This window comes from Psychrobacter sp. SCQQ22 (assembly GCF_015864605.1).
Lineage (GTDB): Bacteria > Pseudomonadota > Gammaproteobacteria > Pseudomonadales > Moraxellaceae > Psychrobacter > Psychrobacter fozii.
Genome location: NZ_JADYWZ010000001.1, coordinates 5,720 through 20,370 on the forward strand (window position 1 = coordinate 5,720; position 14,651 = coordinate 20,370).

A 14,651-nucleotide genomic window follows, 5' to 3' on the forward strand; every position below is an offset into this window, starting at 1 on the left:
GTTTCAGTGTAAATACACACTGCCTAATCCTAGTTCTCCCTAATGAGGGGCATATTATATAGAGTTCCAGTGCTGTGTCAATGCCTTTTATAGAGGTTTTTTAACTAATTTAAGGCTATTTTGAATAACCGATAATTTTCAATGGGTTAGCTAAGTAGATACTTAAACTATACCTTAAGGAAGCCTCTTACCTCTGTATATCATTAACTAGAAGGCTCATCTCCACTATTTAACCTCTCACTACAGACTTATCATGGTTATTGATATGCTATTAACGCTACCTATATTCATCACTATTGATATTGGTACAAAGTGCACCTATATATAGAAGCAGACCTAACCCCTTCCTATCTAGTGTTAATAGGCGGTTTTTGCTACAATAGCTGCTTTTATGACATTGCTTAATAGCCATTCTCCTTCATCTTATGAGAAGGCAGTTCGTTTTGCCTTATATAGCGTTAATTATAGCCTGTTAAATGGCGCTTAATCATCATACTATATAAGGTAAAAGACAGTGCTATTAAGTCGTGCTTATCTCTTACAACATATCATAGTAGTTAGATATAATTGACGTGGTCTCACGGTTATATGATTGATTGTTGCAATCATCACTGCCAACGGACCCAAAAAGGTGAATAGATTATGGTAGCGATTACTTTACCCGATGGTAGCGTAAAAAACTTCGAAGGCAATACTACGGTCATGGAAGTGGCGCAAAGTATAGGAACAGGACTGGCGAAAGCAACAGTTGCCGGACGTGTAGATGGGCAATTGGTAGATGCGCATGATCCTATCATTGCTGATGCTAAAGTCGAAATCGTGACGCCAAAAGACGATGACGGTGTCGATATCATTCGTCACTCATGTGCGCATTTGTTAGGTCACGCGGTCAAGCAGCTGTACCCTGATGTGAAGATGGTTATCGGCCCAGTAATCGAAGACGGCTTTTATTATGACATCTATAGTGAGACGCCTTTTACCCCTGAGCATATGGAAGCGATTGAAAAGCGCATGATGCAGCTGATCAAGCAAGATTATGACGTCGTTAAAAAGATGACACCACGTGCAGAAGCAATTGAGATATTTGAGTCACGTAACGAAGATTATAAGCTCAAGTTAATCAATGATATGCCAGGTGAAGAAGCCTTCGGTCTTTATCATCATCAAGAATATGTGGATATGTGCCGTGGCCCACACGTGCCAAACACACGATTCCTAAAAGTATTTAAACTGACTAAAATGTCTGGCGCTTATTGGCGCGGTGATGCGAAAAATGAGCAGTTGCAGCGTATTTATGGTACTGCTTGGGCAGATAAGAAACAGCTAAAAGCTTATATTCAGCGTATTGAAGAAGCAGAAAAACGTGACCATCGTAAAATTGGTAAAGCATTAAATCTGTTTCATATGCAAGAGCAAGCACCTGGTATGGTGTTTTGGCATGCAAATGGTTGGACAATTTATCAAGTGCTTGAGCAATATATGCGTAAAGTGCAACATGATAATGGCTATGAAGAAATTAAAACCCCACAAATCGTGGATCGTAGTTTGTGGGAGCGTTCTGGACATTGGGGTAACTATGCCACCAATATGTTTACGACCTCTAGTGAAAACCGTGATTATGCCGTAAAACCGATGAACTGTCCTTGCCATGTGCAAGTGTTTAACCAAGGCCTAAAGTCTTACCGTGACCTACCTTTGCGTATGGCAGAATTTGGTTCTTGTCATCGTAACGAGCCATCAGGTTCATTACATGGTTTGATGCGTGTTCGTGGCTTTACTCAAGATGATGCACATATCTTCTGTACTCAAGCACAAATTCAACAAGAAGTGGCTGACTTTATTAAGCTGACGCTTGCCGTCTATGAAGATTTTGGTTTCGATAGCATTATTATGAAACTCTCAACTCGTCCTGAAAAACGTGTTGGTAGTGATGAGTCATGGGATTTTGCAGAAAAAGCCTTGTCAGATGCGCTCGATAGCTCAGGCCTTGACTGGGATTATTTACCAGGCGAAGGTGCATTCTATGGTCCAAAGATTGAATTCAGTCTAAAAGACTCATTAGGTCGTGTATGGCAGTGCGGTACCATTCAGGTTGATCCAAACATGCCTGAGCGTTTAGATGCTGAATTCGTCAATGAGCAGAATGAGCGCGAAGTACCTGTTATGTTGCACCGTGCTATATTGGGTTCATTCGAACGTTTCATCGGTATATTGATTGAAAACTATGCCGGTTGGATGCCAGTATGGCTAGCACCACAGCAAGTAGTTGTCATGAATATCACCGATAAACAAGGCGAAGCTTGTGAAAACGTCGTCAGTGAACTAAAAAATGCAGGTTTGCGAGCTATTAGTGACTTGCGTAACGAAAAGATTGGATTTAAGATACGAGAGAAAACATTAGAACGTATTCCCTATATGCTAGTATTAGGGGATAAAGAAGTCGAATCGGGCAGTGTCAACGTCCGAACGCGTGAAGGTGAAAACCTTGGCGTGATGAGTGTTTCTGAATTTATTACATTAGTACAGACCGCTGTCGCTGAGAAAGGCCGACAGACCCCAAAAACAGATGAGGAGTAATACCTATTAAACAGTCGAACCGTTTGAACATCAACGAAGATATCAGTGCCAAAGAAGTCCGTCTGGTTAAAGAAGACGGCGAACAAATGGGCGTGGTCGATATCGACACCGCGATGAAAGCGGCACGTGAAGACAGTCTAGATTTGGTTGAATTAGTTCCTGAAGCTAAACCGCCAGTATGCAAAATCATGGATTATAAGCATTTCCTCTATGATCAAAAGCAAAAGGCAAAAGAAGCTAAGAAAAACCAAAAACAGACTCAGCTCAAAGAGATGAAGCTACGTCCAAGTACCGAAGAAGCCGATTATCAGGTTAAACTGAGAAAAATCGTTAGCTTCTTGGAAGATCAAGACAAAGTTAAAATTAGCATCCGTTTCCGCGGACGTGAAATGGCGCACCAAGATATCGGTCGCAAACAACTTGATCGTATTATTGAAGATACCGCTGATATCTCAAACGTCGAGCAGTACCCTAAGATGGAAGGTCGTCAAATGGGTATGCTGCTTGGACCAACTAAGAAAAAATAATCTGTTTTTCAGATTGCTTTAGTTGTGGCTGTTAGTCGATGTAGATACTTGTAATCTTAACCATCAATATGCTGCGGGATATTGATGGTTTTTTAATATTTAGGCCTGTAAATAGTCTTTTTTTAATATAATAAGTCGACGCTACTTTACAAAATCTATCTTCTCAACCTTTTCATTACCAGTTAATCTAAAGGTCTGCTTTACCACATTTATATCATTCGAATAATTATAATCGAGTGTATAAAAACATCCATTTACTGTTAACGTGTTTTACGATTACCGTCTTTTGTAGCTATTGACCAAAAATACTGTCCATTTCAGATATTATAGGAAACTTCATGCAAGAATTGACTCCACCAGAAAACGCAACAACTCCAAGTATTTCTTTGACGCCGCCTGAACCTGTGAAAGAAATACAGAAAAGTGAAGCAGATCAGATGGTCAAGTTGGATGAAAGCCAGATTCCAGAGCTCGATGCCAAAGTTGACGCTTTCGTAGATCACGTTATCACTAACTCTGTGCATAGCGATGAGTTTAGACAGAACGTGCAATCTATTCATAACTTGGGTACGAAAGAGATTCGTGAATCGGCACAAGTATCTAACCGTATGTTGGATTTGCCAGCGAAAAGTCTCAATGATAGCTTGTTTGACAACTCCCCTATTGCCAAGTCATTGACTGAATTGCGCGGTATCGTAGAAGATTTAGATCCGAGTAAAAAGGAGCTGACCAGCTCACGCAAGCTATTCGGTCTCATTCCATTTGGCAACAAAGTGCAAGACTACTTTCGCCAATATGAATCAGCACAATCACATATCAATGCTGTGGTGACCAGTCTTTATAATGGTAAAGACGAGCTGCTCAAAGACAATGCGATGATTGAGCAAGAAAAAGTCAATATGTGGGAGCTGATGCAGTCTATTCGTCAGTATGTCTATGTCGGCAAAAAAATTGATGAGCAGTTGGAACACAAAATCTATGCAATCGAGGCAACTGATCCTGAAAAAGCTCGCATTATCAAAGAAGAAATGCTGTTTTATGTGCGTCAAAAGAATACGGATTTTTTGACCCAATTAGCTGTTAATGTACAAGGTTATTTGGCGCTTGATACTATTCGTCGTAATAATTTAGAGCTAATCAAAGGCGTCGATCGTGCTACAACAACTACTGTGTCAGCATTACGTACGGCTGTCGTTGTTGCTCAAGCAATGACCAATCAGAAACTGGTACTTGATCAAATCACTGCGTTGAATAAAACCACCAGTAGCTTAATTGAATCAACTTCAACGATGCTAAAACGTCAATCAGGTGAAATTCATGAACAAGCCACTAGCAGCAGTATCGAGCTTGATAAACTGCAAAACGCCTTTAACAATGTCTATGACACGATGGATATGATTAGCAATTATAAGATTGAAGCGCTAGAAAACATGAAGCTAACGGTCAACACCTTGACCAGCGAAGTCGATAAAGCACAGAAATATCTCGACAAGTCTAATCAAACAACCGTGCTAGAAGTCTCGAAAGAAATTGACAGTAAAAAGATAACCAATAAATCAAGTAAGGTCGATGTTGATATTTGATTTATCACAATAATTGTTACCAATTGAAGGTAACGACTCCTTGCTACTGAACACACATAAGACAATTGACGCAAGATATTGCCACGTTGTTCGTGTTAAGATAGCCCCTATTAATAATTTTAAAAATAGATACGGTAATTTATGAGTTGGAATGATCCAAACGCCTCAAGCGAGGCAAAAAGATATGACAATCCCATCCCTAGTCGTGAGCTAATACTTAGCACGATTACTGAGCATGGCGAAGTCACTCATCAGCAATTGGCAAAAGCCTTTAACATTGATGATCCAGACCAGTTTGATGCTTTGGGCAATCGCTTAAAAGCAATGGCGCGTGATGGACAAGTAAACCGCGACGGTCGTCCTTATCGCTATCGCACAGTGACTCAGCAAGATGTCGTCACTGGTACAGTGTCTGCGCATCCTAAAGGTTTTGGTTTTGTGCTTTTGAGTGATATGCCAGATTTGTTTTTGCATGAAAAGCAAATGCGTTGGGTATTCAATGGCGACACTGTCGAAGCGGTCGGTACTTCAACAGACAATCGTGGCCGTACCGAAGGGCGTATTGTCGATGTTGTTGAACGTCGCCAAAACAACTTCATTGGTACACTAGCTCGTGATGATGATGGCTACTGTGTCGAGCTTGGCAGTCCAAATAACCATCAGCCGATTACGGTTACTGAAGACAACGTACAAGCGTTTAATGCCAAGCAAGGCTCTCCTGTCAAAGTCGATATCATCGATTGGCCAAACCAGCATGAGTTTGCTACTGGTAAAATCACGGAACTCCTGTCTGATGACAATGATCGTGAACTGATTATTGAAACCACGCTACTCAACTATGACATCCCTTCAGACTTCAGTGAAGCCACACTCAAACAAGCTGATGGCTATCAAGAGCCGACTGAAAAAGACATCAAAGGTCGCACAGACTTACGTCATTTACCACTCGTCACAATTGATGGTGAAGATGCACGTGATTTTGATGATGCCGTATTTGCTGAAAAACGATCTGGTGGTAACTATCGCGTTTTAGTAGCGATTGCTGATGTGAGCTATTACGTAACACCAAATTCAGCACTTGACCAAGATGCTTATGAGCGCGGTACCTCAGTATACTTCCCGCATCGCGTGATTCCGATGTTGCCAGAAGTACTCTCTAACGGTCTGTGTTCATTGAATCCTAATCTTGATCGTCTGTGTATGGTTGCTGATATTAAGATATCACGCGCAGGCAAGGTTACTGGGTATGAGTTTTATCCTGCGGTCATGCATTCACAAGCACGTTTAACCTATAATCAAGTAAATGATTATCTGGTAAATCCTACTGATAAGCGCTTGCCTGAATCATTAACAGGTAATAAAGACGTTAAAAAATCTGTCGACACGTTACATCAGCTTTATGAGCTACTGCTTAAAAAACGTGAAGAACGTCATGCGATGGAATTTGAAACCGTTGAAACGTATATCAAGTTTAACGAAAAAGGCGGCATCGAGGCTATCCTGCCACGTACTCGTGGTGATTCTCAGAAGCTTATCGAAGAATGTATGTTACTTGCTAATACTTGTGCAGCGAACTTTGCGCTCAAGCATGAACTACCTGTCTTGTATCGTAACCATGATAAGCCTGATGGTGAAAAATCAATGCGTATTCATGAATACGCAAAGAACTTTGGCCTATCTTTCCCAGAAGAGAATCCAACGCAAGCGGATTATCAGCGCATCATTGAAGCGACTAAAGACAGACCCGATGCGATTAGTATCCATAGCATGCTATTGCGTTCGATGATGCAAGCTAACTATGCACCTGACAATATCGGTCACTTTGGTCTGGCATATGACGAATATAGCCACTTTACGTCCCCTATTCGTCGTTATCCTGATCTGATGCTGCATCGTGCTATTAAAGCAAAAGTGACTAATAGCCAACAGCCTGCCATGGACTTTTCTCTTGAAGGTGCTGGTACGCAAACGTCAGATACAGAACGCCGTGCAGAAAAAGCCTCTCGCTATGTAGAGTCTTGGCTCAAATGTCATTACATGAAAGACCATGTCGGCGAAGAGTTCGAAGGTGTGGTGACTACCGTTACTAGCTTCGGTCTATTTGTGACATTGACCGACTTATATATCGATGGTTTGGTTCATATCTCAAATGTCGGCGATGACTTCTTTGTCTATGATGAGCAGCAGCAACAACTGATTGGTAAAGACAAAGGCACTTTGTTTGGACTTGGTGATTCGGTCAAGGTTAAAGTTGCTGGCGTGAACATGGATCTATTGCAAATTGACTTTGATTTAAAAGCCAAACTGCAATCTAGTGAAATGAATCAGACGAAAAAAGCACCTGCTAAAAAGAGCCCAGCCAAGAGAAGTAGCAGTCGTAGTAAAGGCGCTAATAAGAAAGGCTAGTTTTGGTTAGACGCTCAAAATATAAAAAAGGCTAACGTCATCGTTAGCCTTTTTTTATGTCTCACTATTCATATAAATGCGTGGTACTTACCTAATGCAGACTGGCTACTGTGTAGTGTTATCCATCTCTTCTAGGTTTTTCTGTTCTGTTTGTTGAGCTTGATCTATTTGAGTCGTGGCACTGTCAAGGATGGCTTTAGGCTGCTCACCCAATGGCTTGCTAGTGATAGCATCAGAGCTGCTTGCTTCGATGTGAGTCTCAGGTATTTCTGCGCTGATATCACTATGCTCAGATGTTACGCTACTGACGAGCGCTTCTCTATTTTTATCACGTTGACTACCATTAATAAGATTAAAGCCAAGTAAGGCTACCATGCCAACTAGCGCGAATATAATCAGATGTTTCATTTGCATAGAAAATGTCTCGTATTTGAATAATTATCAGATATACGTTTCGTTGCATTTTCTATGCCTATTTTAAAACTGGTCTATATATAGTTGATTCAATATGGTTTGGATACAAGGAAGACGAATGAAAGTACTACAAATAGTAGACTAAGCGAGCCTGACACCGTATCCAATTATAGAGGATGGACTATATGTTACTCTTGCGGGCTATTATTGTTTAATAAATCAGTCTCATCTGAACGTTCTGCAATCTCTTGCTCAACCTTTTTCATTAGTTTGTCATCAGAACGCGCACTGAGAACATCACTAGCATTGTCATCTTGCAAAATAAGCTTGGCACGTGCTTTCGCTTGTTTTTTGTCCTTATTATCAGTATTACTACTATCACCATTTATAACGCTATCGGGCACAGTCGATGTAACCGTCACGTTAGATGTATGGTTTAAAGGATTGCTTTGCATATGCTCAAAAGCTTTTTCCAAATCACGATTAAAACGTAATCGATAAATAGGTTCAGGTAGGCTGAAACCCTCATCCTCTAGTGCGTGTTTGGTCTCACGAATGGCAATACTGCGTGCTTTTGAAAAGTCCGTCTCTGACTGATCTACCCAAACTTGAAATTCTAAGACGATGTTAGAGTCGCCAACATTACTAATGACAGCAATTGCTTTTGGCTCATCTAATACGAATGCCAAACTATGTATTGCGTCCAATCCAACCTTGATAGCAGCTAATGGATCATCATTGGCATCGACGCCCAACTCAAAGGTAAATCGACGTTCAGGATTTTTGGTGTAATTGAGGATAGTACCTTTGAAAACTTCAGAATTAGGAATCCGTAACTGATTGCCATCTAGTGTCATCAATATCGTTGCGCGTGAAGTCAAGCGCACCACTATCCCTTCTTGCCCATTAATCACAATATGATCACGTGCACGAAAGGGTTGGCGAATACTTAGCATTAAAGATGCGATATAATTTTCAATCGTATCTTTGACCGCAAAACCAACCGCAATACCGATAACACCAGCACCACCAAGCAATGTGCTTAAGATGGTCTCTGCTCCTATTAAGCTGAGCGCTAGGATCAGGCCAAATATAATAAAGATGACTTTGACGGTTTGTGACAGTAGTTCAGCGACAAATGGATTAGGTGTCAACCGTTGCCACATTCTTTTGCGATTAGACAACCAACTACCAAACCAGCTCACCAATATAAACAGAATGATACCGACCAATACTAGTGGTAAGGCTTTGACTAAATTTTTGGCTTGTACTTTGAGACCTTGATAGACAGTAGTGACGTTATCTTGCACATCTAGTGTACGATCAATCTGATCCGAGACGGTGACCACATCTGTCAAACGATTGGTTAAATTAATGGCCTGCTGTGCTTTCTTTTCGTTTGGCGTCTCTCCCGTTAAGGTAACAACACCTTGGGCGACAACAACATTGACAGCTTGTAACCCATCAATTTCAGAAAAAATACCTTCGATACGTTGACGAATGTCATTGTCTTTTTGCGGGGTCGGCGTGGTTTCAATTTGGGCGTTATTGGTACTTTCGCTGACGATTACCGGCGATGGAGTTGGCTCAGGTTCAGATGACTGCGTAGGAAGCTCAACAATGTCAGCTTCTGGTTCCGCAATATCATTTGATACAATGCTTTCTGCACGCTCTATTTCTGATACTTTGGTGATATCAATGGTTTCTTCACCAACAGCATAAACTGGAAAAGAGCAAAGGAGGCTTAATAGCAACCATATCTGACACCACGCTCTTGGACAACTGCGTATCCTTGGAAGGTCTAAACGAGTTGCCATAAGCATCCTTTGCTAGCTTTACTGATTTTTATTGCTAAGTTTCACTACTACATTGTGTCTTATTTACGATCTAGGTAAATCTGCGCTTCACTTAGGCTTAGCGTTCCCTCATAAATAGCACGGCCAGTAATGATGCCCTCGATACAGTCACCATAAGGCTTCAATAGCTCAATATCTTTCATATCGGTCACGCCACCTGACGCAATCACTGGTAAACCGCCTTCACGAGCCAAGTTAACCGTTTGCTCGACATTGACGCCTTGCATCATGCCATCACGGGCAATATCGGTATAGACAATTGAAGAGACACCTACATCAGCAAAACGCTTGGCAAGCTCAGTCGCTTTGGTATCAGTAACGTTCGCCCAACCATGGGTTGCGACCATGCCGTCTTTTGCATCGATACCTACAATGATATGACCCGGAAATTCGCGGCAAGCTTCTGCGACAAACTCAGGGTTTTCAACTGCTTTTGTACCGATAATAATATAAGTTAAACCTGCAGTGATATATTGTTCAATGGTGTTCATATTACGCACACCGCCGCCCAGTTGAATAGGCAAATTCGGATAAGCTTTGGTGATATCGTTGACTACTTGTCTATGAACAGGTACACCATCAAAAGCACCATTCAAATCGACCAAATGCAGTCGGCGTGCACCTTCCTCTACCCAGCGTGCTGCCATCGCCACTGGATCATCAGAGAATACCGTATCATCTTCCATACGGCCTTGTTTTAAGCGTACACATTTACCATCTTTTAAATCAATCGCCGGGATAATGACAGGCACAGCACACATATCGCATTCCTTATAAAACAAAATATTGAATAAATTTGAAAAACTAAACTTTGAATATTATGGTGTATTGATTTCTCAACACACGCTAAATAATGATAAAAAATATTGCTCAAAACTGTATTCATGACATTAAAACTAAAAGTGATAACTATAAGTTTTTATAATTACAGCCATTGAAAACATTAGGTAAATTGAATTCCTGACTGGCAATTTTAGGTCAATTTAGCGTATAATCCTAGGTAAATTTTATTTGTTTCTATGTGATAGTAACCATACGTTATATTTTTATTAGGTCAATCACGACTAAAAAAAGATTAGCGGTCAGGATGAATCGAGTAAGAGCTAAATACATTTACATGATATTGGCTGACTTCTTGCTAAGAAAGGTTATATTAGAAATCTCAACTGGTCGATCGAAACAGATTACCCTGCAGTATTACACACTCTAATTAAATACCTTTCCTAACGTTTTCATATTGTCTTTATCACTGGTCAACGACACTAAAATAGCTATTATTGGCTTTATAGCAATATTATACGATAAGTGCACACTGCTTGTTAATTGCTTAGCCAGTTTGTCTTTTTACCAGTTTATCATCTATCTCAATAGATCGTTATTTGGCTACATACTTATTCAATTAAGTATCTTTTCTAGGATACTGAACTCATAAGTAGGGTCTACAATACTGGTATTAAGAATTTTAATTTTCAATGAAACGTATGATAAAGTTGTTTATCTTAAGAACTGTCACTTTTAGCTAACTGCTTTAGCGATGGTTTTTAATTGGATGGTTTTAATATACACCTTGGTAGCCAGTCGCCACTTTGGTAATTCGAATAAGACATTAACGTGTTGTTAAGGAGTCTAAGGTCAGCGTTAATACTCTTAATAGTAGTTATGATCGTGCTTTATTTTTAGAAAACTCTATCACCATCCTATTATAGGAATAGGTGAGTGAGTGCTTTATTAAATGATGCATATCTTCATGCTACCGATGTACCAAACAGGAAGTCTGGTATCGTTTTAGACTATGGACTAAGTTTTCGCTTATGATTACCATCAAAAAAGGTTTGGATTTGCCCATCACCGGCGAACCCTCCCGCGAGATATCTGAGCACCAACCGACACACGTAGCCCTTATTGGCTATGATTATATCGGTATGAAGCCCACGATGAATGTCAAAGAAGGTGACATCGTAGCAAAAGGTCAGCCCGTTTTTGAAGATAAAAAACGTGCAGGCGTTATCTACACTGCCCCTGCTGCTGGTAAAGTTGTCGCGATTAAACGCGGTGACCGTCGTGTGTTTGAGAGCCTCGTTATTGCGGTCGACCCAAAAGGTGAAGAAGTAGACTTCGAGCGCTATGACTCCCAGCAACTGGCTGACCTAGACTCTGAAGTTGTCGAAACCCAATTACTTGCCTCTGGCGAATGGACTGCGTTTCGCACGCGCCCCTTTAGCCGTACGCCAGAAATCGGTGCCCGTCCTCATGCCATCTTTGTCACTGCTATAGATACCAGTCCCCTAGCGTTTGATCCGATGTTGCTGATCAATGAGCAGCTACAAGCGTTCAATGATGGTCTTGCTGTGTTGTCGACACTCAGCCCAAAGACGTTTGTCTGCCATCATGGTAATGCCCAGCTGACACCAGTCGCAAAAACTGCTGCGAATAACGTCACTGAGTATCATGGCTTTGCTGGTAAGCATCCAGCTGGTCTGGCAGGTACGCATATTCATTTCTTGCATCCAATCATGCGTGGCGTGAGCGTCTGGACGATTGGCTATCAAGATGTGATTGCAATTGGTAAGCTATTTACCACCGGCCGTCTATATACGCCTCGCTTGATTAGCTTAGCAGGCCCTTCTGTCAGTAAACCACACTTGGTTATGACTGAGCGCGGCGCTGATATTACTGCCTTGACCAAAGGTCAGCTAGCAGCTGGCGAGAACCGTATCATTTCAGGTTCGGTATTATCTGGTCGCAAAGTGTTTAGCAATATTGCCTATATTGGTCGTTTTCACAATCAGATCAGTGTGCTAACGGAAGGTCATGAGCGCCCAGCGTTCCACTTCTTTACGCCAGGTAAAAACCGCTTCTCAAAGCTGCCTATCTATATCTCTCAGTTTTTTGGTGGCAAAAAGTACAACTTCACCACCACGAGTAATGGCTCACCGCGAGCGATGGTGCCAATTGGTGTCTATGAAGAAGTCATGCCTCAAGACTATCTGCCAACCCAACTGCTACGCGCATTGATTGTCGAAGACATGTTGGTCGCTGTAGATTTAGGCGTACTTGAATTGGATGAAGAAGATTTGGCACTATGCACCTTTGTATCTCCTGGCAAATATGAATTCGGTGATATCTTGCGTGATAACTTAACGCGCATCGAACTGGAGGGCTAACCACGATGAAATTTTTACACAATATGTTCGATCGTATGGAGCCATCTTTTACCAAAGGCGGCAAACACGAAAAATACTATGCCATCTTTGAGATGTTTGATACGTTTTTGCGTCAACCAGACTCAACCACATACGCGTCATCACATGTACGCGACGGGATTGATCTAAAGCGCATTATGATTACTGTATGGCTATGTACTTTCCCAGCGATGTTTTGGGGTATGTACAATATCGGTCATCAAGCGCTAACTGCGGTTGCTCAGCTTGGCTTGCAGCCTGAAGGCTGGCGCACTGTTATCACTAGCATGGCAGGCTATAACCCAGACAGTGTCTGGGCAAGTTTTGTCTACGGTGCGATGCAGTTCCTACCTATTTACCTTGTGACATTTGCCGTTGGTATTCTCTGTGAGATTATCTTTGCCGTCGTGCGCGGGCATGAAGTCAACGAGGGCTTCTTTGTGACCTCGGTACTATTTGCACTATGTCTACCACCAGATATTCCTTTATGGCAAGTTGCCTTGGGTATTATCTTTGGTGTGGTCGTAGCCAAAGAAGTATTCGGTGGTACAGGTAAAAACTTCCTTAACCCTGCCCTATCGGGTCGTGCATTCCTATACTTTGCTTATCCAGCCTATATGTCTGGTGACTCTGTATGGACAGCGGTTGATGGTTTCTCAGGAGCAACGCCTCTCGGTCTTGCGGCACTTGGTGTCTCTCCTCAAGATTTCGTCGATGTCTATGGTAATGCGATCACGTGGAGTGATGCATTCTTCGGTAACATGCAAGGCAGTATCGGTGAAGTATCAACACTAGCAATCTTAATGGGTGCCGTTGTTCTACTATGGACGCGTATTGCCTCATGGCGCATCATGACAGGTTGTGTGGTTGGTCTTGTGGCTACCTCGCTTATCTTCAACATGATTGGCTCTAAAGACAACATGATGATGAACTTGCCATTCTATTGGCACTTAGTCATCGGTGGTTTTGCCTTCGGTGCGGTGTTTATGGCAACCGATCCAGTCTCAGCTGCACATACCAATAAAGGCCGTTGGGCTTATGGTATCTTGATTGGTTTTATGACGGTATTGATTCGTGTCATCAACCCAGCTTTCCCAGAAGGCATCATGCTGGCCATTCTATTCGCCAACTTATTTGCGCCATTGTTTGATTATTTTGTGACCCAAGCAAACATCAAACGCCAAACAGCTCGGAGGGTTCGTTATGTCCAAGCCCAAAAGTAATAATGCGAAAACCATCAGTGTGGCATTAACGCTATGCTTGGTGTGTTCAGTATTGGTCTCAGCCGTTGCGGTTGGCCTAAAGCCAGCACAGCTTGAAAACGCGCGTTTAGACCGTAACAAAAACATCTTAGTCGCGGCCGACATGTACGATGCTGAGTCTGACACACAAGATGATGTTGCCGAACGATTCAAAGACTTTGATGTCGAAATTATTGACTTAAGTAAAGGCAATTATGTCGATGATGCAACGCTAGCAGACGCGGGTATCCCTGATCGTAATGCTTATGACGCTACTCAAGCGACTAAAAATCAAGCATTGAGTGACGACCTAGGTAACGATGATCCTGCGGGTATCGGTCGTAAGCCTAAATATGCCAAAGTCTATGTCAAAAAAGACGATGCTGGTCAACCTGAAGTAGTCGTACTGCCTATTCAAGGTTACGGACTATGGGGTACTATCTATGGTTTCTTGACGCTAGAGAGCGACATGAATACTATCAAAGGTATCAGCTTCTATGAGCATAAAGAAACCCCAGGTTTGGGTGCTCGTATCGAAGAGCCAGAGTGGCGTGCCAAGTGGACTGGTATCCAATCTTATGATGAGAATGGTGACGTTGCCACTGGTGTAACCAAAGCAGGTAATCCAAAAGACAACTGGGTTGATGGTATCAGTGGTGCGACATTGACTAGCCGCGGTGTCAGTAACATGATTCAGTTTTGGTTAGGCGAGCAAGGTTATAAGCCTTATCTAGATATGCTGCGCAAAGAGGGTGGTCAGACAGTTGATACTGCAGAAACACAAGCAAATCAATCAAAGAAAACCGCTCAACCTAAAACCGAACTGGCAGCAAAACTACCAGTAGCAAACGGCAAGGAGGCTTAA

General features: G+C 42.0%; 10 protein-coding genes. 7 read left to right on the forward strand and 3 right to left on the reverse strand.

Features of this window, described 5'->3' with window-relative positions:
* The first annotated feature begins 642 nt into the window (after positions 1-642).
* The 4 genes from thrS (at position 643) to rnr (ending at position 7,093) form a co-directional block, all read left to right on the forward strand.
* Positions 643-2,577 carry a threonine--tRNA ligase gene (gene thrS, locus I6E84_RS00025; protein ID WP_110924416.1) on the forward strand — a complete coding sequence of 645 codons (1,935 nt, stop codon included), beginning with the start codon at positions 643-645 and terminating at the stop codon, positions 2,575-2,577.
* 23 nt (positions 2,578-2,600) lie between these two features.
* Positions 2,601-3,104: a translation initiation factor IF-3 gene (gene infC, locus I6E84_RS00030; RefSeq protein ID WP_010197324.1), complete on the forward strand. Its 504-nt coding sequence runs from the start codon at positions 2,601-2,603 to the stop codon at positions 3,102-3,104.
* A 338-nt stretch (positions 3,105-3,442) separates the two neighbouring features.
* Complete coding sequence (locus I6E84_RS00035; RefSeq protein WP_197215347.1) at positions 3,443-4,687, forward strand: toxic anion resistance protein; 1,245 nt, start codon at positions 3,443-3,445, stop codon at positions 4,685-4,687.
* Positions 4,688-4,828: 141 nt separating this feature from the next.
* Positions 4,829-7,093 carry a ribonuclease R gene (gene rnr / locus I6E84_RS00040; RefSeq protein WP_110924418.1) on the forward strand — a complete coding sequence of 755 codons (2,265 nt, stop codon included), beginning with the start codon at positions 4,829-4,831 and terminating at the stop codon, positions 7,091-7,093.
* A gap of 105 nt (positions 7,094-7,198) precedes the next feature.
* On the opposite strand, the gene I6E84_RS00045 is transcribed toward rnr, so the two are convergent.
* From I6E84_RS00045 to hisA, 3 genes are all read right to left on the reverse strand, one after another.
* A complete protein-coding gene (locus I6E84_RS00045) occupies positions 7,199-7,507 on the reverse strand; it encodes a hypothetical protein (protein WP_197215349.1) in 309 nt (102 codons plus the stop codon).
* 188 nt (positions 7,508-7,695) lie between these two features.
* Positions 7,696-9,324 (reverse strand): mechanosensitive ion channel family protein, encoded by a 1,629-nt coding sequence (locus I6E84_RS00050; RefSeq protein ID WP_197215351.1) that lies wholly within the window; start codon positions 9,322-9,324, stop codon positions 7,696-7,698.
* Positions 9,325-9,383: 59 nt separating this feature from the next.
* Complete coding sequence (hisA, locus tag I6E84_RS00055; protein ID WP_197099428.1) at positions 9,384-10,124, reverse strand: 1-(5-phosphoribosyl)-5-[(5-phosphoribosylamino)methylideneamino]imidazole-4-carboxamide isomerase; 741 nt, start codon at positions 10,122-10,124, stop codon at positions 9,384-9,386.
* A 1,050-nt stretch (positions 10,125-11,174) separates the two neighbouring features.
* On the opposite strand from hisA, the gene I6E84_RS00060 reads away from it, so the two are divergent.
* Genes I6E84_RS00060 through I6E84_RS00070 form a run of 3 tightly spaced genes read left to right on the forward strand, consistent with a single transcriptional unit; the run spans position 11,175 to position 14,651 of the window.
* A complete protein-coding gene (locus I6E84_RS00060; protein ID WP_197215353.1) occupies positions 11,175-12,527 on the forward strand; it encodes a Na(+)-translocating NADH-quinone reductase subunit A in 1,353 nt (450 codons plus the stop codon).
* Between the two features lie 5 nt (positions 12,528-12,532).
* Complete coding sequence (locus tag I6E84_RS00065) at positions 12,533-13,768, forward strand: NADH:ubiquinone reductase (Na(+)-transporting) subunit B (RefSeq protein ID WP_197215355.1); 1,236 nt, start codon at positions 12,533-12,535, stop codon at positions 13,766-13,768.
* A complete protein-coding gene (locus I6E84_RS00070) occupies positions 13,749-14,651 on the forward strand; it encodes a Na(+)-translocating NADH-quinone reductase subunit C (RefSeq protein WP_110924424.1) in 903 nt (300 codons plus the stop codon). The genes I6E84_RS00065 and I6E84_RS00070 overlap by 20 nt, the downstream gene beginning before the upstream one ends.

Excerpts from the sequence above, each read along its gene's own strand:
- thrS (WP_110924416.1), top strand. The coding sequence starts at position 643 with ATGGTAGCGATTACTTTACCCGATGGTAGCGTAAAAAACTTCGAAGGC.
- I6E84_RS00035 (WP_197215347.1), top strand. The coding sequence starts at position 3,443 with ATGCAAGAATTGACTCCACCAGAAAACGCAACAACTCCAAGTATTTCT.
- rnr (WP_110924418.1), top strand. The coding sequence starts at position 4,829 with ATGAGTTGGAATGATCCAAACGCCTCAAGCGAGGCAAAAAGATATGAC.
- I6E84_RS00045 (WP_197215349.1), bottom strand. The coding sequence starts at position 7,507 with ATGCAAATGAAACATCTGATTATATTCGCGCTAGTTGGCATGGTAGCC.
- I6E84_RS00050 (WP_197215351.1), bottom strand. The coding sequence starts at position 9,324 with ATGGCAACTCGTTTAGACCTTCCAAGGATACGCAGTTGTCCAAGAGCG.
- hisA (WP_197099428.1), bottom strand. The coding sequence starts at position 10,124 with ATGTGTGCTGTGCCTGTCATTATCCCGGCGATTGATTTAAAAGATGGT.
- I6E84_RS00060 (WP_197215353.1), top strand. The coding sequence starts at position 11,175 with ATGATTACCATCAAAAAAGGTTTGGATTTGCCCATCACCGGCGAACCC.
- I6E84_RS00065 (WP_197215355.1), top strand. The coding sequence starts at position 12,533 with ATGAAATTTTTACACAATATGTTCGATCGTATGGAGCCATCTTTTACC.
- I6E84_RS00070 (WP_110924424.1), top strand. The coding sequence starts at position 13,749 with ATGTCCAAGCCCAAAAGTAATAATGCGAAAACCATCAGTGTGGCATTA.